The organism is Microcystis sp. BLCC-F210 (assembly GCF_042134685.1).
In the GTDB taxonomy this organism is placed as follows: Bacteria; Cyanobacteriota; Cyanobacteriia; order Cyanobacteriales; family Microcystaceae; genus Microcystis; species Microcystis aeruginosa_D.
The window spans coordinates 3,753,089-3,773,174 of the sequence record NZ_CP169647.1; the positions used below are offsets into that span (position 1 = coordinate 3,753,089).

General features: G+C 39.6%; 16 protein-coding genes and 1 pseudogene. 12 read left to right on the plus strand and 5 right to left on the minus strand.

Annotation, left to right across the window (positions count from 1 at the left end; all coding sequences use genetic code 11):
* The first annotated feature begins 25 nt into the window (after positions 1 to 25).
* Positions 26 to 2,731 carry a phycobilisome rod-core linker polypeptide gene (locus tag ACE3JL_RS18080; RefSeq protein ID WP_375328073.1) on the plus strand — a complete coding sequence of 902 codons (2,706 nt, stop codon included), beginning with the start codon at positions 26 to 28 and terminating at the stop codon, positions 2,729 to 2,731.
* Positions 2,732 to 2,837: 106 nt separating this feature from the next.
* Here the strand turns inward: ACE3JL_RS18080 and rpmB are convergent.
* From rpmB to ACE3JL_RS18095, 3 genes and pseudogenes are all read right to left on the minus strand, one after another.
* Positions 2,838 to 2,969 (minus strand): annotated as a pseudogene (rpmB, locus tag ACE3JL_RS18085) (50S ribosomal protein L28); the annotation flags it as partial.
* A 140-nt stretch (positions 2,970 to 3,109) separates the two neighbouring features.
* Positions 3,110 to 3,532, minus strand: coding sequence for a hypothetical protein (locus ACE3JL_RS18090; RefSeq protein ID WP_271990998.1), 423 nt, complete (start codon positions 3,530 to 3,532; stop codon positions 3,110 to 3,112).
* The gene (locus tag ACE3JL_RS18095; RefSeq protein ID WP_375328074.1) at positions 3,529 to 4,245 is read right to left on the minus strand and encodes a DUF433 domain-containing protein; all 717 of its coding nucleotides are present in this window, start codon (positions 4,243 to 4,245) and stop codon (positions 3,529 to 3,531) included. The genes ACE3JL_RS18090 and ACE3JL_RS18095 overlap by 4 nt, the downstream gene beginning before the upstream one ends.
* A 178-nt stretch (positions 4,246 to 4,423) precedes the next feature.
* Between ACE3JL_RS18095 and ACE3JL_RS18100 the strand changes: the two genes are divergently transcribed.
* The 7 genes from ACE3JL_RS18100 to ispF all read left to right on the plus strand — a co-directional run bounded on the left by ACE3JL_RS18100 (position 4,424) and on the right by ispF (position 14,158).
* Positions 4,424 to 5,275, plus strand: coding sequence for a hypothetical protein (locus tag ACE3JL_RS18100; protein WP_375328075.1), 852 nt, complete (start codon positions 4,424 to 4,426; stop codon positions 5,273 to 5,275).
* Positions 5,276 to 5,303: 28 nt separating this feature from the next.
* Positions 5,304 to 7,715, plus strand: coding sequence for a type ISP restriction/modification enzyme (locus ACE3JL_RS18105; protein WP_375328076.1), 2,412 nt, complete (start codon positions 5,304 to 5,306; stop codon positions 7,713 to 7,715).
* A gap of 148 nt (positions 7,716 to 7,863) precedes the next feature.
* Positions 7,864 to 10,677: a preprotein translocase subunit SecA gene (gene secA / locus ACE3JL_RS18110; RefSeq protein WP_375328077.1), complete on the plus strand. Its 2,814-nt coding sequence runs from the start codon at positions 7,864 to 7,866 to the stop codon at positions 10,675 to 10,677.
* Between the two features lie 301 nt (positions 10,678 to 10,978).
* Entirely contained in the window at positions 10,979 to 11,116 is a 138-nt protein-coding gene (locus ACE3JL_RS18115) for a hypothetical protein (RefSeq protein WP_375328078.1), read from the plus strand.
* A 175-nt stretch (positions 11,117 to 11,291) separates the two neighbouring features.
* Positions 11,292 to 12,479 carry an AAA family ATPase gene (locus ACE3JL_RS18120; RefSeq protein ID WP_271991011.1) on the plus strand — a complete coding sequence of 396 codons (1,188 nt, stop codon included), beginning with the start codon at positions 11,292 to 11,294 and terminating at the stop codon, positions 12,477 to 12,479.
* 24 nt (positions 12,480 to 12,503) lie between these two features.
* The gene (locus ACE3JL_RS18125) at positions 12,504 to 13,115 is read left to right on the plus strand and encodes a DUF4276 family protein (protein ID WP_052276065.1); all 612 of its coding nucleotides are present in this window, start codon (positions 12,504 to 12,506) and stop codon (positions 13,113 to 13,115) included.
* A 563-nt stretch (positions 13,116 to 13,678) separates the two neighbouring features.
* Positions 13,679 to 14,158 carry a 2-C-methyl-D-erythritol 2,4-cyclodiphosphate synthase gene (gene ispF, locus ACE3JL_RS18130; protein WP_375328079.1) on the plus strand — a complete coding sequence of 160 codons (480 nt, stop codon included), beginning with the start codon at positions 13,679 to 13,681 and terminating at the stop codon, positions 14,156 to 14,158.
* Positions 14,159 to 14,283: 125 nt separating this feature from the next.
* Here the strand turns inward: ispF and ACE3JL_RS18135 are convergent, their stop codons facing one another.
* On the minus strand, positions 14,284 to 14,502 hold the full coding sequence (locus tag ACE3JL_RS18135; protein WP_271991016.1) for a type II toxin-antitoxin system HicA family toxin: 219 nt from the start codon (positions 14,500 to 14,502) through the stop codon (positions 14,284 to 14,286).
* A 3-nt stretch (positions 14,503 to 14,505) separates the two neighbouring features.
* Entirely contained in the window at positions 14,506 to 14,760 is a 255-nt protein-coding gene (locus tag ACE3JL_RS18140) for a type II toxin-antitoxin system HicB family antitoxin (protein WP_271991018.1), read from the minus strand.
* A gap of 436 nt (positions 14,761 to 15,196) precedes the next feature.
* Here ACE3JL_RS18140 and argS point away from each other — a divergent pair, with 436 nt between their 5' ends.
* The 4 genes from argS (at position 15,197) to ACE3JL_RS18160 (ending at position 20,068) form a co-directional block, all read left to right on the plus strand.
* On the plus strand, positions 15,197 to 16,954 hold the full coding sequence (gene argS, locus ACE3JL_RS18145) for an arginine--tRNA ligase (RefSeq protein WP_375328080.1): 1,758 nt from the start codon (positions 15,197 to 15,199) through the stop codon (positions 16,952 to 16,954).
* A 1,676-nt stretch (positions 16,955 to 18,630) separates the two neighbouring features.
* Positions 18,631 to 19,023 (plus strand): Mo-dependent nitrogenase C-terminal domain-containing protein, encoded by a 393-nt coding sequence (locus ACE3JL_RS18150; protein WP_271992878.1) that lies wholly within the window; start codon positions 18,631 to 18,633, stop codon positions 19,021 to 19,023.
* Positions 19,024 to 19,053: 30 nt separating this feature from the next.
* Positions 19,054 to 19,812 carry a hypothetical protein gene (locus ACE3JL_RS18155; protein ID WP_271992877.1) on the plus strand — a complete coding sequence of 253 codons (759 nt, stop codon included), beginning with the start codon at positions 19,054 to 19,056 and terminating at the stop codon, positions 19,810 to 19,812.
* A 4-nt stretch (positions 19,813 to 19,816) separates the two neighbouring features.
* Positions 19,817 to 20,068 (plus strand): hypothetical protein, encoded by a 252-nt coding sequence (locus tag ACE3JL_RS18160; protein WP_271992875.1) that lies wholly within the window; start codon positions 19,817 to 19,819, stop codon positions 20,066 to 20,068.
* The last annotated feature ends 18 nt before the right edge of the window (positions 20,069 to 20,086 follow it).

Genomic DNA, 20,086 nt, shown 5'->3' on the forward strand with positions numbered 1-20,086 from the left:
CGTCAAGGGAGATAGTTAAAATCCAATGAGTCTTAAGGCAAGCGGTGGCAGCTCCTTAGCGCGTCCCCAACTCTATCAAACCGTCCCAGTATCTGCCATTACCCAAGCAGAACAACAAGACCGCTTTCTCGATAAACCCGAACTCAACGAACTGATCGCCTACTTCCAATCGGGGAGCAAGCGTTTAGATATTGCCCAAACGCTCACCCGGAACTCCGATCTGATCGTCTCGCGGGCAGCTAACCGGATTTTTACCGGTGGTTCACCCATGGCCTACCTAGAAAAACCCCCCGTGGAAGAATTGGCCCTGGTGGGTGCGGGTAAAGTAATCAACGTCCAAGAAGGGATGAAATTAGGAACCGTTACCTACGCTGAAAGCGGTTCTGGTGGCGGTGGTGGCTTCCTCGGTGGTTTAAAAGGGATTTTCGCCTCTAGCGGCCCGATTCCCCCCGGATTCCGACCGATTAACGTCTCTCGTTACGGTCCGAGCAATATGCAGAAGTCCCTCCGGGATTTATCCTGGTTCCTGCGTTATATTACCTATGCGATCGTGGCTGGTGATACCAGTATCCTGATCGTTAATACCCGCGGTTTAAGGGAAGTTCTCGAAAATGCCTGTTCTATTGATGCCACCATCGTGGCCCTACAGGAAATGCGGGCCGCTTCGATCGAGTATTTCCAAAGAGACAAGGATGCGGTCACTTTAATCAGTGACTATTTCAATATCCTACTAGGGGAATTAAAAGCCCCCACCCCCTCTAATAAACTGCGTCAGCGTCCCAGTAGTGACCAACAGGGTTTAAGTCTTCCCCAAAGCTACTACAATGGGGCTGAAAAACGACAAAAGTTTGTCATGAAAACCGGTTTATCGGAGTCGGAAAAATCTTCGATTATCAAGGCAGCCTACAGACAAATTTTTGAACGGGACATCACCCGAGCCTATAGTCAGTCCATTTCTGACCTAGAATCGAAGGTGAAAAACGGCGACATCTCGATGAAAGAATTTGTCCGTCGTCTCGGTAAATCGCCTCTCTATCGTAAACAGTTCTTTGAACCTTTTATCAATAGTCGCGCCCTGGAATTAGCTTTCCGTCATTTCCTCGGTCGCGGTCCCTCTTCCCGGGAAGAAGTGCAGAAATACTTCTCGATCGTCTCTAGCGGCGGTTTAGGGGCGTTAATCGATGCTTTAGTCGATTCTCAGGAGTATTCCGACTATTTCGGCGAAGAAACCGTTCCCTATCTCCGAGGTTTGGGTGCAGAAGCACAGGAATGTCGTAACTGGGGGATGCAGATTGACCTGTTTAACTACAGCGCACCTTTCCGCAAAGTTCCCCAATTTATCACCACCTTTGCTAAATACGATCGCCCCTTACCGGATCAGCACGTTTACGGTTCTGGAAATGACCCCCTAGAAATCCAATTTGGGGCAATTTTCCCGAAAGAAACCCGCGAACCTAGTTCTAGTCCCGCTCCCTTCGGTAAAGATAGCAAACGTATCCTCATCCACCGCGGACCGGCCACTAATAACCAAAATAGCAACCCCGGCGCCCGAGGTGAATTCCCCGGTACTTTGGGACCGAAAGTTTTCCGTCTCAATAACGAGTTACCCGGTTCTAGCAATGGGGTGAGCGTTAAATTTGGCGAAAGTTCCACCCAAAGAGTGATTTTAGCGGCTTATCGTCAGGTTTTCGGTCGAATGCCCTACGAAGGTCAGCGTTTATCCGTGGCCGAGATTAAGTTAGAAAATGGCGATATTACTCTGCGCGAGTTTATCAAAACCCTAGCTAAATCCGAGACTTTCCGGAAAATCTACTGGACTCCTCTCTATGTGGTGAAAGCGATCGAATATATTCACCGTCGTCTGCTCGGTCGTCCCACCTACGGTCGTCAGGAAATGAATCAATACTTCGATATCTGCTCGAAAAAAGGCTTCTATGCTTTAATCGATGCTCTGATCGATAGTCCTGAATATACAGAAGCTTTTGGCGAAGATACGGTTCCCTACGAGCGCTATCTAACTCCCCAAGGGATGCAGTTACGGATGGTGCGTTTGGGTAATCTCCGCGAAGATATCGGCCAAAGAGTTGATAAAGAGGAAACCCCGCGCTTTATTGAATTGGGTACACCTTCGGTCTCGATTCGCACTGAACCGGATATTCAATCTCGTGTCGGTCAAGGTGTCACGGTTCAACGGGAACAAACTAAGGTCTTTAAACTGTTAACTAATCTCGATAAAGTTGCCGTACAAAATACTGTTCGTGCTGCCTATCGTCAGATTTTTGAACGGGATCTCGAACCCTATATCATCAATGCCGAATTTACCGCTTTAGAGAGTAAATTAAGCAATGCTGAGATCACGGTGAAAGAGTTTATTGAGGGTTTAGGTGGTTCGGATCTTTACCTGAAAGAATTCTATGCTCCCTATCCGAATACGAAAGTAATTGAATTGGGAACTAAGCACTTCTTAGGTCGCGCTCCCTTGAATCAAAAGGAAATCCAGAAATATAACCAAATTCTGGCAACTCAGGGATTAAAGGCCTTTATTGGTGCCATGGTTAATAGCATGGAGTACCTACAATTATTTGGTGAAGATACGGTTCCCTATCGTCGTTTCCCAACTCTACCGGCCGCTAATTTCCCCAATACGGAACGCTTATACAATAAGCTGACTAAACAGGATAGTGAACTGGTTGTTCCTAGTTTTAAACCAGTAGTTAAGGTCGGTGGTTAGTTAGTCCTTGAAGTTAGTTAATTTAGCTCGTGTTCAACACGAGCTTTTTTCAGGACAAATTACTGTCCAAAATTTATTATCGTCAATCTAGGGGATAACAATAGGGGTTGCCTTCCGACCACCAAACTCTTTTCCATTGTAGGTTAGCTTCTTGTAATTTTTTGGTGCGACGGTGGGAGTGGGACACCGCATAGGCGTTATTGGCCTTTTTCCCCGTCATAGTACAGACTCTAGACATAATTTACTCCTGTGCGATCGATGTTTGTCAATAGTCAACCTTTCTAGTTTAACTCAAATCTCGCCAGAAGTCCTCCCTTCCCCCTGGGTGAAGTGAACGGAGATAAATTTAACAGCAAGTGGGGGGATTAAGAATAGGTTTTAAATAGTTTCTAGTATTCTAGTTAATTCATTTTTATTTTTCCACAATTTTACTTGAAAATTTTGGTATATTTTGGCGATAAAAGGGGCTTGATTACCTTGGGTTATTTTTTCAATTTTATCGATTGTTTCGACAAAAATATTAATCATGGTTTGACGAGGTAAGTTACCAGAAACTAGAACAAATACTTGAGCCTGATAACGGGCTATCTGTTGAACTTCTAAAATATTTCTACCAATGTTTACATCTTTAGTTAATACTATCCATCCTCTTTGACTAACAATAGGTAGCCACTCCGTATCCGGTGCATCTGGGGCAAAATGGGCATGATGAAATTCAATTTTAACCCCTATTTCTTGCAAAGCTTCACCGATAGATTTTCCTAAAGCGCGGTCGATAAAATAGGTGTATTGATAGGTCATGCCGCTTGCCAATTGGACTCGAATAAAATCGCTTTTTCAATTTGCCAAGGTTGACAATTATAATCATTGGCAATATCTTCTATAGAGTCCCCCACGTCATAAAGTTCTGTGACAATTTTAGTGGGAATTCCTGTTCCTGTGATCACGGGTTTTCCGAAGGAAATATTAGGGTCTATCTTGAGGACTTTATCGCTGAAGTCTTGCCCATTTATGTCGATAGTGGGAAAAAGCCGTGTGGCGATATCTTGTTCATCCCATTCAATACGAGTTAAGAGATTATTTAAGACTTGTTTCATCGTCAATTGTCCCGAACGGGAGGCATTAATTAAATGTTCAAATTGTTCGATAAAAAGGTCAATTCCATCGGTACTAAATTGTTTTTGAACCAGAGGATGATCGGTGTTAAATTGTTCACTAATATAGTCTAGGGCAAGTCTAACTTTATCGAGAGGGATATTATGAACGGTGCGAATAACTCTTAAAACGTGCGCTTCCACTAAGTTAGTAAAGGAAAGTTGCGGAATATTCGGATTAGGCCGTTGAATGAGGGGTAAAAACTCTTTTTGTCCTTTTTTTGTCGGGTAGGTGCGTCCTCGTACCCACGTTCTCAGAGTGGGTAAAGGAATATGGAGATAGCGCGCAGTATCGGCTATAGTGTAGGTGGGAACATTGTAGAGATGCTCCAGAGATAAGGGAGATGATACTTTGACCATCGTTAATATTTTGGTGAAGTTTTTGGGATGAGATTATCGCCTATTGATTATCTCATTTTAGCTGATTTTGATATCCTTGAGGATAGGGATAAAGTAGGATGAGGGCATCTCAGTGGACATTGGGGCCAAATGAGGTTATATTTTATCTATAGGAGAACGTTTGTATGTCGCAACGATAATGAGTAACTCACTGCCAAAATATCTAGAGGAAATCGCGGGAATTTATCAACAGGGTAACGCCACAGAACACAGTTATCGTCCTGCTTTAAAAAAATTAATTGAATCCCTAAATAATAACCTACAAGCTCTCAATGAACCCAAAAGGATTGCTTGTGGCGCTCCGGATTTTGTGATTAATCAGGGTATGGTAGAAGTTGGCCATCTGGAAGCAAAAGATATCGGAACTTCTCTCAAAAAGGTTGAAAATACTCCCCAAATAAAACGTTATTTACAGGCTTTGGGTAATTTAATTATCACCGATCATTTAGAATTTCGTTGGTATGTATCGGGAGAATTGCGTCTATCAGCTGCCGTGGCAAGTCTTAATCAAAAAAAGCAAATTAAACCTGATTCCCAGGGTATTTTACAAGTAGAACAATTGTTCTGTCAGTTTTTCCTCTCAAAAGTTATTCAGATCACAACACCGCGAGAATTAGCCAAAAAAATGGCCGCTTTAGCGCAGTTAATTAGAGACGCAATCGGCCAAGCTTTAAAAGATCAAGATTGTGGGGGAATGTTGCGGCAACAATTGCAATCTTTTCAACGAGTTTTAATTAGTGATCTCAATGAAGCGCAGTTTGCGGATATGTATGCACAAACAATCTGTTATGGTTTATTTGCAGCGCGCTGTAATACGGATCAAATAAGTTCTTTTTCCAGGGAAACGGCGGGATTTCGACTACCGAAAACTAACCCTTTTTTGCGGGGAATTTTTCATCAAATTGCTGGTACAGAATTAGATGAGCGGATTACTTGGGCCGTGGATACTCTAGCGACTATAGCGGTTCTCGCATCTGTGCGGCACACTTAAACCTTTGCTGATTAAGCTGTTCACAATCGTGAATGTACCTCTTGTGAATCAGAAACGCTATATTTTACAACAAACGGATATGGAGGGGATTCTCGGCAGCTTTGGAAAACGCACGCGCAAGCAGGATCCTGTAGTTCACTTTTATGAGACTTTTTTAGCCGAATACGATAGTAAAATGCGTGAGTCTAGGGGGGTTTATTATACCCCTGAACCCGTGGTTTCTTACATGGTTCGCAGTGTGGACTATATTCTAAAAAATAAGTTTCAGATTCCTAAAGGTTTGGCCGATGCCAAAAAAATTACGATTAAAAATCCTAATAATAGCCAAGAAACTCAGGAAGTTCACCAGGTTTTAATCCTCGATCCTGCTGTGGGAACTGGCACTTTTTTACACTCTGTTATCGACCATATCTATGATAGTTTTCGTCAACAGAAAGGGATGTGGTCTAGTTATGTCAGTAAACATTTATTACCCCGTCTCTTTGGGTTTGAATTACTGATGGCTCCCTACACCGTAGCACACATGAAATTAGGTTTACAACTTCAGGAATTAGGCTATGATTTTAGTGCCGATGAACGCTTGGGAATCTATCTCACTAACACCCTACAGGAAGCTTTTCAAATTCCCCCTGCTGATGGTTTTTTAAATCGTATTCGCGATGAAGCAGCCGCGGCAAAAGATGTTAAGCAAGAAATGCCAGTTATGGTGATTTTAGGCAATCCACCCTATTCCTATCAGTCGATGAATACTGACCCTTGGATTGTGAATTTGGTTAAGGATTATTATCAATTAGATGGAAAACCATTGGGAGAGAGAAACCCTAAAGGTTTATTAGATGATTATGTGAAGTTTATTCGCTTTGCTCAGTATCGGGTAGCGGAAACTGGTTATGGAGTTGTGGCGTTAATTACAAATCATGGTTATTTGGATAATCCCACTTTTCGGGGAATGCGTCAAAATTTGATGCAGACTTTTGATGAGATTTATGTTTTAGATTTGCATGGGAATAGCAAGAAAAAAGAAGTTTGTCCCGATGGTTCACCTGAACAAAATGTGTTTGATATTCAGCAAGGTGTAGCGATTGCGTTTTTTATTAAGTATCAAGATAGTCAGCAAGATTTAGCGCAGGTTTATCATGCTGATTTGTGGGGTGTTAGAGAGGTTAAAGAGCATAAGGAGTTAGTTGGGGGTAAGTATTATTGGTTAGATGAAAATGATATTAGTTCAACTGAATGGGAAATTATAAATCCCAAATCAGATTTTTACCTATTTAATCCTCAGAGCAAAGTCTCATCTGATGAATATCAAAAATATTGGGAACTTGATACAATCATGTTGACAAACGGTTCTGGTATCAAAACCCATAGAGATCACTTTGTCTATGATTTTGATAAAGCTAAATTAATCGAGCGAATCAATGACTTTAGAAATACACTTATAAATGATTCAGAAATAAAAAATAAATATAAGTTGGAAGACAGTTTAGATTGGAATTTAAATCAAAAGAGAAAATCTTTTACATCTGAATCTAATTGGCAATCTTATTTCACTCAATGTTTATATAGACCTCTTGATATTAGACCTTATTATCATCATGATGCTTTAGTAAATCGGTTGAGGCATGAAATAATTCAGCATACGATGAATAAGAATAACATTGGTATAGGTATAGGTCGTCAAGGAATTGCGGTTAATGATCCTGAATGGGCCTTGATTACTGTTTTTGAGAATGCCATTGATACTAATATTTTTAGAAGAGGTGGAGTTAATATTTTTCCCCTCTATCTTTACCCAACCAATACCCCAACCCTATTTGAAACAGAACCAACCAACTCGCCAAATGGTCGCCGTCCCAATCTAGCGCCAGAATTTATTAACAAACTTTCGGCAAAACTTGAATTAGAATTTATCAGTGATGGCAAAGGAGACGAAAAGAAAACCTTTGGACCAGAAGACATTTTTAACTATATTTATGCGGTCTTTCACTCTCCCCAATATCGCCAACGTTACGCCGAATTTTTAAAAATAGACTTTCCTCGCGTTCCTCTCACCAGTAATCAAGAATTATTCTGGGAATTAGTCAAAAAAGGTGACAGATTAGTACATTTACACCTGATGAAAGCAACGGGAAAAGAAATTAGTAGCTATCCCGTGGCGGGTTCTAATCTGGTCGAACAGGTGAAATATAACGAAAATAAACAACAAATTTCGATTAATTCTGACCAGTATTTTGCGGGGATTCCGCCCCAAATTTGGAACTTTTATATCGGCGGTTATCAAGTGTGTCAGAAGTGGCTAAAAGACCGCAAAGGTCGCCACCTTAGCTACGATGACCTAGAACATTATCAACAAATTATCTCCATTTTGGGAGAATCGATCGCAATTATGGAAACTATAGATATAATTATCAATAAATATGGTGGTTTCCCCTTTAGTTAAGCCACCGGTGAGAGAAGATTAACTTAATTTTTGCCCACTGGCAAGAGTCCCTTTTCAGCGATAAATGATTCTCTACTCCCAACCAGAGTGATACAATTGTTAACACCACAGATCAAGAGCCAATCGAAGCGAGAGAATAAAAACTGCTATGTTAAAAGCCCTACTCGGAGATCCCAACGCCCGCAAAATTAAAAAATTTCAGCCCCTCGTCACCGAAATCAACCTGCTGGAAGAAGACATTAAAAACCTGTCCGATGAGGAATTAAGGGGCAAAACCAGCGAATTTAAGGAAAGATTAGACAAAGCGAGAAATTATGACGAAAGAGAGGAGATTCTCGAGGAAATCCTCCCCGAAGCTTTCGCCATTGTCCGGGAAGCGGGAATCCGAGTCTTAGGGATGCGTCACTTTGACGTGCAGTTATTGGGGGGAATGGTACTGCACAAAGGACAAATCGCCGAGATGAAAACCGGGGAAGGAAAAACCCTGGTTGCCACACTCCCCGCTTATTTGAATGGATTGACCGGAAAAGGGGTTCACGTCGTCACCGTTAACGATTATCTCGCCCGTCGTGACGCGGAATGGATGGGGCAGGTACATCGCTTTTTAGGGTTAAGTGTGGGACTAATTCAAGCCGGCATGAGTCCAGAAGAAAGAAAGAAAAATTATGCCTGTGACATCACCTACACTACTAACAGCGAACTCGGCTTTGATTATCTGCGCGATAACATGGCCACAGTGATGGGGGAAGTTGTCCAAAGACCCTTTAACTACTGCGTTATCGACGAGGTGGACTCCATTCTTATTGATGAAGCGAGAACTCCATTAATTATATCAGGAGCGATCGATCGGCCCACAGAAAAATATATTCTCGCCGCCGAAATCGCCAAGCAATTAGTACGCCAAGAAGTAGAAGACGGACCGGGAGACTACGAAGTTAACGAAAAAGACCGTAACGTTTTAATGACCGATGAAGGCTTTAAAAAAGCGGAAGAACTATTAGAAGTCACCGATTTATACGACCAAGAAAATCCCTGGGCGCACTATATTTCTAACGCTATTCGTGCCAAAGAACTCCAGAAAAAAGACGTTAACTATATCGTTCGCAGTGGTGAAATTGTTATTGTTGATGAATTCACCGGACGGGTATTACCGGGCCGACGTTGGGGTGATGGTTTACATCAGGCAGTGGAGGCTAAGGAAGGGGTAGAAATTCAACAGGAAACCCAAACCTTAGCCACGATTACCTATCAAAACTTTTTCCTACTCTATCCGAAATTATCCGGCATGACCGGGACGGCCAAAACCGAAGAAACGGAACTAGAAAAAGTCTATAACCTGCAAGTAACAATTATTCCCACTAACCGCGTTTCTCGTCGGCAAGATTTAGCCGATGTGGTCTATAAAAATGAACAGGCAAAATGGAACGCCGTCGCCGAAGAATGTCAACAAATGCACGAACAGGGTCGCCCGGTTTTAGTTGGTACTACCAGTGTGGAAAAATCAGAAGTGCTTTCGCTGTTATTACAGGGAAGAAAGATTCCCCATAACTTACTTAATGCTCGTCCAGAAAACGTGGAAAGGGAATCGGAAATCGTCGCCCAAGCAGGCCGGGCCGGAGCCGTAACTATTGCCACAAACATGGCAGGACGGGGAACCGATATCATCCTCGGTGGTAACTCCGACTATATGGCCCGATTGAAAATTCGCGAGTATTTAATGCCCAAATTAGTTATGCCCGAAGATGACAATTTGGCCTTTAGTTTACCCAGTTTAGGAGAACGCAATCGCCCCCAAGGATTCGCTCCGGATAAAAAGAAAAAAAACTGGCGTGCCTCAGCAGAAATTTTTCCCACCGAGTTACCGAAAGAGGTAGAAAATACCCTGAAAGAAGCGGTTAAATTTGCCGTTGATACCCACGGAACTCAAAGTTTACCGGAATTAGAAGTGGAAGAAAAAATCGCCATCGCGGCTGAAAAAGCTCCCACGGATGACCCGGTTATTCAAAAGTTACGGGAAGTCTATAAATTAATTCGCAAAAGTTATGAAGATTACACAGGTAAAGAACACGATGAGGTAGTAGAAAGGGGCGGACTGCACGTTATCGGGACGGAACGCCACGAATCCCGCCGTATTGACAACCAATTGCGAGGCCGGGCGGGCAGACAGGGCGACCCCGGTTCCACACGCTTCTTTTTAAGCCTAGAAGACAATTTATTGCGGATTTTTGGGGGCGACCGTGTGGCGGGTTTAATGGATGCCTTCCGGGTAGAAGAAGATATGCCCATTGAATCGGGAATGTTAACTCGTTCCCTGGAAGGAGCGCAAAGAAAAGTGGAAACCTTCTATTATGATGCCCGGAAACAGGTGTTTGAATACGACGAGGTGATGAATAATCAACGGCGTGCTATTTATGCTGAACGTCGTCGGGTTTTGGAGGGGATGGACTTAAAAGAACAGGTGCTGCAATACGCCGAAAAAACCATGGATGAAATCGTCACGGCTTATGTGAATCCCGAACTGCCAGCGGAAGAATGGGATTTAGAAAAACTGATTAGTAAATCTCAGGAATTCGTCCATCTCTTGGCAGATACTACCGCTAAGGATATCGAGGATATGAGTGTTAATGATATCAAGATGTTCCTACACGAAGAAGTTCGCAAAGCCTACGAAATTAAAGAACATCAAGTGGATAGTATTCGTCCTGGTTTAATGCGTGATGCCGAACGTTATTTTATCCTGCAACAAATCGATATGTTATGGCGTGAACACCTGCAAGCTATGGAAGCTTTACGCGAGTCAATTGGTTTACGCGGTTATGGTCAAAAAGACCCACTAATTGAGTATAAACAGGAAGGCTACGAGATGTTTTTAGAAATGATGATTGATATCCGTCGTAACGTGGTTTATTCCCTGTTCCAATTCCAACCGCAAGGACAACCCCAAGCAGTGGCTAGTGAATAGTAAAAACTAAAAGTTTGTTTAAATTGGGGAGAATTGGCTAAGGCTGATTCTCTCATTTTTTTTTCCCTGAGAAATCAGTCACCCACAATCCACACTAGGACTAAAATTATCAGTCCGATTACTCCATAGGACAGCAACGACCCCAAAGAATTGAGGATTTGTATGGGAAAATGAATCAAAATTTGGTAAGTAAAATCCGTAACTGCCAGCAAGGCAGTGAAAAATATAGTCACAAGTGTTATCATAAGTAATATCTTCTCAATCTGATAGAATAGATAGCTATCCTTTGCGGGAATCGGCAGTGGATAGTCAGGAGTTAGGAGATTATCCCCAAGAAAAAACTCGGAGTGCGGTAGAATCGGGAGAGCGTTGGGTTTCATGCTTCAACCGTTCGGCAAAAGCTCACGGCCGAAGCCCAACCTACGTTCTTGTTAAATAAGATTTAGTATAACTCGATCGCTGTTAAAATTGCGGTAGAATCAGGAGAGCTAATTTGCTATAACCAGTCCAGAAGAGCGAGATTACTAAAAATTGACCAGTTTTTTGCGGGAACTGGGAAAATTAACAGCTAATCTGGGACAAGACGAGCTAAAAGCAGCAGAGAGCAACAATCAATGTCTAAAAACTCTATACCTCGAATCGAAAATCTGCGCGTACAAAATTACCGAGCTTTACAGGACTTAGAATTAAAAAGCATTGCTCCTTTAACCGTTTTTCTCGGTCCTAATGGGAGCGGAAAATCTACCATATTTGATGTCTTTGCTTTCCTCTCTGAATGTTTTACTGTTGGTTTAAAAAAAGCTTGGGACAAACGGGGAAGATTTAAAGAATTAAGAACCAGAGGACAAGAAGGTTACATCATTATCGAATTAAAATATCGAGAAAAATTTCCATCACCTTTAATTACCTATCATTTGGCTATTAATGAAGCTAACAATCGCCCTTATGTTGCCGAAGAATGGTTACAGTGGAGACAAGGAGCGAGGGGCAAACCTTATCGCTTTTTAAACTTTAAAGAAGGGGAAGGAATAGTGATTAGTGGAGAAAATCCCCAAGAAGAAGATGAACGAATTTATGAACGATTAGACTCCCCAGAATTTTTAGCTGTTAGTACCCTCGGACAATTGGCCAAACATCCCCGGGTTAGTGCTTTGCGTCGTTTTATCACAAGTTGGTATCTTTCCTACTTAACCGCAGATAATACTCGCACTCAACCAGAAGCAGGAGCGCAAGAAAGATTATCGCCAACTGGTGACAATTTACCTAATGTTATTCAATATTTAAAAGAAGATCATCCTCAACGATTAGAATCTATTTTACAAACCCTTTCTCGTCGAATTCCTAGATTAGAAAAAGTCGAAGCATCTATTATGCCGAATGGACAGCTTTTACTTCAAATTAAAGACGCACCTTTTCAAGAGCCAATTCTTTCCAAATTTGCCTCCGATGGCACTTTAAAAATGTTGGCTTATTTAACTATATTATACGATCCAAGCCCTCCGCAAGTACTGGGAATAGAAGAACCAGAAAATCATCTTCATCCCCGTTTATTACCTGAATTAGCAGAAGAATGTCGGGCAGCGACCGCAAGTACACAATTAATGGTAACAACTCATTCTCCCTTTTTTGTAGATGGTTTGAAACCAGATGAGGTTTGGGTACTTTATCGAGATGAAAATGGTTTTACTCAAGCTAAACGTACTTCAGCAATGCAAGGAGTTAAGGAATTTATTCAAAATGGTGCTTTGTTGGGTCAATTATGGATGGAGGACTATTTTGATGTGGGTAATCCTAGCATTTAAGTTTAATAGCAAAGGAGGGAAAAAGTGCATATTGAATTTTTAGTTGAAGAATTTTCTACCCAAGAATGTTTAAATCGAATTTTACCTAAAATATTATTTGAGAATGTCACCTATAAAATTCATGCCTTTCGAGGTAAATCCGATTTAATCAAAAAACTACCGGAGCGATTAAAAGGCTATCAATGCTGGATACCCGATGATTATCGAATCATTATTCTTGTAGATAGAGACAATGAAGATTGTCAAATGCTCAAAGAAAAGTTAGAAAATATTGCCCAACAAACAGGACTGATCACCAAAACGATTAGTGAAGATAAAAAAACATTTCAGGTGTTAAATAGAATTGCTATAGAAGAACTAGAAGCTTGGTTTTTTGGTGATATTCAGGCTATAGTCTCAGCCTATCCCAAAGTTTCTACTAATGTGGGACAGCAAGCAAAATACAGAAAACCCGATGAAATTACGGGCGGAACTTGGGAAAACTTAGAAAAGATACTTCAAAAAGCTGGGTATCATCGAGGAGGTTTAGAAAAAGTGAAAGCAGCCCGAGAAATTTCTCAATTTATGACTCCTGCTCATAATTGTTCTCCTAGTTTTCAGATTTTTTATCAAGGTTTATTGGCGATGATTAGCTAAGTATATTTAGGAAAGTAAATGATGAAACTGCTAGATCACTGTCAAGGATAAATCGATTTTTAACTGTTGAATAAATTGTTGCATAATTGTTCAAAATTCGGTGTTTAACTATAGCGTTTCCTAAGCTAGTAAGGTACACCTATTTTTCTTCCCTTTTGCATAAGTGCCTAAAACCCATAACTTTTGTACCTTAGCAGACTGAAAAACGCTATAAATCTTATTGAAAAAGAACGTAGGTTGGTTTGAAGCATGAAACCCAACCCTCTCCTGATTCTACCGCAATTTTAACAGCGATCGAGTTATACTAAATCTTATTTAACAAGTATAGAGTGGGAAGTGGGAAGTGGCAAGTGGCAAGTGGGTTTTTAAAGTTGGATTGGCAGTTAATGATACTATCAAAAATCAATTTAGTATAAGCTTTCATTGCACTGCAAAAAACTTCAGCAGAATAGTTCATCCTTCCTAGCTAATTAGCTAATAAGGACAAGTGAGGGAAAATATTTCCCCGTTTCCTGTTCCCTTTTACGATAAGATAATTAATATAACTGCAAGGGTACTACTTTATGAATATTCGTATTGGTAACGGCTATGATATCCACCGATTGGTAACAGGAAGACCTTTAATTTTAGGAGGAGTAGAAATTGCCCATACTGTCGGTTTATTGGGTCACAGTGATGCCGATGTCTTAACCCATGCTATCATGGATGCCATGCTGGGGGCGCTTAGTTTAGGCGATATCGGTCATTATTTTCCCCCCACAGACCCACAATGGCAAGGAGCGAATAGTTTAAAATTATTAGAACAAGTTAATCAATTAATTATCGATAAAGGTTGGCAGATTAATAATATTGATTCGGTAATTGTTGCCGAAAAACCGAAAATGAAACCCCACCTTAATGCGATGCGAACAAAGTTAGCAGCAACTCTTAATATTAATCCGGAACAAGTGGGAATTAAAGCCACTACTAACGAACAATTGGGACCGGTGGGACGAAAAGAAGGTATCGCAGTTTATGCCGTGGTTTTATTGGTTAAGCAGTAAGTACCTAAGCAAAATTAATTACACATTTCGATAAAGCTTTTGCCTCTTGCCTATTGCCTCTTGCCTGTCTTCACTAGGAAATTTATTTTGCATGACTACTTAGGTTAAATACGGTGTTTTCTCTGCTATTTTCCCAGCCATTCTTGTCTGGTAATACCCGCTTGATTGAGAATGCGTTTTAACAGTCCTAACCCTATTTCACCTTGATGGGGATTGGGGATAATTATCGTTAAATTATCCCGACGCATTTGAGGGTGTTTACCCCCGGCGTAGGGACCTTCAAACCCAAGTTCTCGTAATCTTTGAACTAGATTAAGCCATGATACGGCGGTTAATTTAGGCATATCTTAAATTGAAGACATGGGTTGAGGAAGAACATTAAGATCTATTCCTGCTAACACTGGAATCGGCAAACCTAAACACAGACGTAAAGCAATCCAATCGCTTAAAGCTTCGCGCAATTCTTGCCGGCAATCTTCTAGATTGGCGTGATTTGCCCAAACTCCCTGAAGGGGTGGAATTTCACCCCAATAAGTGCCATCTTCTTCGATGATTTCGTATCGAGCTAATGCCATCGCTTGATCAATATAACTGGCTAACATGGTTGTACTATTGGTAAAGCTTACTTACTATATTAAAGCAAATGTTTCCCAGCAGCAATTCTCATTTTGAAACGATTTTGCGTTGTTTCAGCGATCTAGAGATTCGTTAAGAATTATTAACCCCTCTAGGTGCAAGGGTTTTAATGTCATGAAACCTTAAAATGAGAATTGCTGGTTTCCCAGCAGCCAGCTGCATTGGATTCGCCTTCAGATTATGATAAAGTAAGACGGTCAATAACCCAAGTTATCTGGATTGTTAATCTCGTTGGCTCGAAACTATAATGAATACACCACAAAATATCATCAAAAAAGTCTTGAAAGAATACGATCAATCGGTCTCTTTAGTAGCTAATTCAACCCACAATCTAGTTACTGCTAGAAAGCTAATTGATTCCTTCTCAATTTTTGTCTAATCCCTAACTGCTAAATTCTCTCTATGACTGCCATTATCCAACAAATAAAAGAGCGTTTTTCCCAATCCCTAGTTAAATCCTTTGGGGAAAAATTCGCCGCTACCGATCCTCTAATTGTAGCCGCTAGTAACCCCCGTTTTGGCGATTATCAATGTAATATTTCCCTCTCTTTAGCCAAAGAATTAAAACAAAAACACCGGGAAGTAGCGACAACTTTACTAAAAAATCTAGAGATAGATGATCTCTGTCAAACCCCCGAAATTGCTGGACCTGGTTTTATCAATCTTACCCTTAAACCCAGTTATCTAGAAACCCAATTAAAAGACCTAATTACTGACAACCGTTTAGGAGTTGCCACCGCTAACCCCAGTCAAAAAATTATTGTCGATTTTTCCAGTCCCAATATTGCCAAAGAAATGCACGTCGGTCACTTGCGATCAACTATAATTGGTGATTGTATCGCTCGGATTTTAGAATTTCGTCATCATCAAGTAATTCGTCTTAATCACGTCGGGGATTGGGGTACTCAATTCGGAATGTTAATCACTTATCTACAAGAAGCTTATCCTAGCGCTTTAACCCAAGCAGATGCTCTTGATTTAGGGGATTTAGTTAGCTTTTATAAAAAGGCTAAAATTCGTTTTGATGAAGACGAAAACTTTAAAGAAACTGCCCGTCAAGCCGTAGTAAAATTACAGTCGGGTGATCCTGAAAGTCGTCAAGCATGGCAGTTACTTTGTCAACAATCACGACGGGAATTTCAGAAAATCTATGATATTCTCGATATAAAACTGACGGAAAGGGGGGAATCTTTTTATAATCCCTACCTTGAGGCAGTAATCAGAGAATTAGATCAACAGGGATTACTAACAGAAGACAATGGTGCTTTATGCGTCTTTCTCGATGGTTTTACCAACAAAGAGGGGGATCCTCTGCCCCTAATTGTCAAGAAATCCGACGGCGGTTATAATTACGCTACCACCGATTTAGCGGCAATTTGTTATCGAGTGCGTCAAGATAAGGCCGAAAGAATAATTTATGTTACCGATGCTGGACAAGCTAACCATTTTGCCCAAGTATTTCAGGTGGCTAAAAAAGCGGGATTTTTACCCGATAATGTAGCAGTAGTTCACGTCGCTTTTGGGTTAGTTTTAGGGGAAGATGGGAAAAAATTAAAAACTCGTTCCGGGGAGACGGTAAAATTACAAGAATTACTTGATCAAGCGATCGCCTGTTCCCTAGCTGACTTAGAAAAAAGACTAGCAAGCGAGGAAAGAGAAGAAACCAGCGATTTTATCGCTAAGACTGCCGAAACTGTCGGTTTAAGTGCCGTTAAATACGCCGATCTCAGCCAAAATCGCAATAGTAACTACGTTTTCAGTTACGACAAAATGCTCAATCTACAAGGCAACACCGCCCCCTATATGCTGTACGCTTACGCTAGGGTCCAGAGTATCAGTCGCGAAGGTGGTATTAATTTTCAGGATTTAAGTGCCAATTCACCGCTAATTCTCAAGGATGAAAGCGAATTAATTCTGGCTAAACAATTACTGCAACTGCCAGAAGTAATTAGTGCCGTGGAAGAGGATTTATTACCCAATCGTTTATGCGATTATCTTTATGAACTCAGTAAAAAGTATAATCGTTTCTACGAGAATTGTCCCGTTCTGAAAGCAGCAGAACCGATTAAAAACTCTCGTTTAGTTTTGTGTGATTTAACGGCAAGAACCCTAAAATTAGGCTTATATCTCTTGGGAATACCCGTTTTGGAAAGAATGTAAATCAGTTATCAGTTATCAGTTATCAGTTATCAGTTATCAGTTATCAGTGGAAAGTTATCAGTTATCAGTTATCAGCAAAAAACTATCCAATTCATAATTCATAATTCATAATTCATAATTCATAATTCATAATTCATAATTCATAATTCATAATTCATAATTCATAATTCATAATTCATAATTCATAATTCATAATTCATAATTCATAATTCATAATTCATAATTCATAATTCATAATTCATAATTCATAATTCATAATTCATAATTCATAATTCATAATTCATAATTCATAATTCATAATTCATAATTCATAATTCATAATTCATAATTCATAATTCATAATTCATAATTCATAATTCATAATTCATAATTCATAATTCATAATTCATAATTCATAATTCATAATTCATAATTCATAATTCATAATTCATAATTCATAATTCATAATTCATAATTCATAATTCATAATTCATAATTCATAATTCATAATTCATAATTCATAATTCATAATTCATAATTCATAATTCATAATTCATAATTCATAATTCATAATTCATAATTCATAATTCATAATTCATAATTCATAATTCATAATTCATAATTCATAATTCATAATTCATAATTCATAATTCATAATTCATAATTCATAATTCATAATTCATAATTCATAATTCATAATTCATAATTCATAATTCATAATTCATAATTCATAATTCATAATTCATAATTCATAATTCATAATTCATAATTCATAATTCATAATTCATAATTCATAATTCATAATTCATAATTCATAATTCATAATTCATAATTCATAATTCATAATTCATAATTCATAATTCATAATTCATAATTCATAATTCATAATTCATAATTCATAATTCATAATTCATAATTCATAATTCATAATTCATAATTCATAATTCATAATTCATAATTCATAATTCATAATTCATAATTCATAATTCATAATTCATAATTCATAATTCATAATTCATAATTCATAATTCATAATTCATAATTCATAATTCATAATTCATAATTCATAATTCATAATTCATAATTCATAATTCATAATTCATAATTCATAATTCATAATTCATAATTCATAATTCATAATTCATAATTCATAATTCATAATTCATAATTCATAATTCATAATTCATAATTCATAATTCATAATTCATAATTCATAATTCATAATTCATAATTCATAATTCATAATTCATAATTCATAATTCATAATTCATAATTCCCACACTCCACACCCCACACCCCACAGCTTGGATTGCGTATCTTTGACAAAAGCGGGTGATATTTTATACCCAGAAAAAGTGTACTATGCTGAGGTGAAAAAACCTGAGTTTTTGCTAACCTAGAAATAGCTTTAATCAGAGCCAATATCTTTGGGGGAAGCTTAGAGATTAATCTAGTTAAACTGACTCATGACGTTATTTTATTGTCGTCTGTTGTCTATTAGCTGTCAGGTGATAACTCGGAGATCGGAAACCAGTACAAAAGTTCAAATTTCCTCCCCGTAGCCCCCGCGTTCCTGTGCAGTCTTAACGAGCAATTTTATCCCAGAGATGTTATCGTTAAAGCGGCCAACTATCCGAACGTCCCAGGGGATTTTCGGGAAACGGTATTTGCCCTGTCGTAATCTTAGATAGAACCTTATGAGTCAATCAATTGAAGATAAAGCTATGGCCGATGCTGATGTATCAGATTATACCACAAATAAAATAATTGTCTCTAATTGGATCGCCCCTTGGTCGAAAGGCAATCGGAAAAATCCTTCACCAGAACCAAAATGGGATTTATGGCAACCCCTGCGGCAACGAATCGATCGTTTAGACATCAATACACCTGAACTAGCCCACAGGATTTGTCGCCTAATTCCGGCTCAATGTCCCTTTGCTCGGAAAATTACCCTATTTAGCTGGACAATTCTAGAGATTCCGCCCCTTTGCAAGCTAAATCCCCTCTACGAAAACCTGATGATGTTAAGATTTCGCGCTCTTTCTTACCTGGCCGATGAATGTGGAGAGGATATCGGTGCTTACTGCTAAAATAGGAGAGTGTCTTTAATCGCCACACCTATGGCCATCATCGCTCTAAAAGCTTGGTATCTGGACAAATACGAACCTATCCGCGAGGTTGTCAAACGTCCCCACGACTTGCGCTTAAGTCGCAATAGTCTCTTAAAATCGGGTTTAAGAGCCGATTTTCTCGATGATAGTCTGACGATACAGGGTTCTGTCTGGTTCCAACGCTATCTAGAAGGGGAAAGGGTGGAATTTTACCTCGAAGGTAGCGGTGGTTACGTCATCTCGAATATTGACCTGATTTCCCAAGAAATTTACTTTACTAAACAAGACCTCAGCACTTGGCTGGATCCCGTCATTTATTTTAGCTCCCAAAGCCAATTTAAGGACTCTAGCACCGCTTTAAAAACAGTTTTGACCGAAACCGTCGAAAATCTTAATAAACGCTCCCGTTTGCCCTTAAATATCGAAGAAACGCCTCGAACCGAGGGCAATGTCACCAGATTGAGTGATAGTCAATTACGCAAAATTCGCAAAAGTTTATTATTTATTGCTGATGCTACGGCGATTAGCCAACAGGAAACGGAATTACTGCCCAGTCCCCTAGTGGGTGTAGAATTAGGTTATGCGATCGCTTGTAAACAGGGCGGACAAATTCTGCTAACCTATCAGAATCGAGCAGAATTAAAGGGTAAACTAGCTTTTGACCTGCCAAGCTACCAAAAATTAATTTTCTCAGATATTAGCGAATTACGTCTCACTTTTCCGCCTTTAATGGCAACTTTATTACAAAAATTCAATCTGATTAGTTAAAAAAATGAGTAGAAAAGCTGATGAATATGCAGTACATTTGTTCTTAAGCAGTGGACATTGCGAGGAAGTCCGCTTTTTGACTATTCAAGAATTTCAAAAGTGGTACAGTAACGAATTAGTTCCCAAAGCTGATTCCCTCGATTTTATCAATGTTCCGATCAGAAATATCCAAGGGGAATATATGGTTTTGCGTCCAGCTAGTATCGTTGCTATTCGCGTGGAACCCGTCTTTTTTGGTAGTGTGGAAAGAGTCTAATTTGTCGTTATCGCTAAA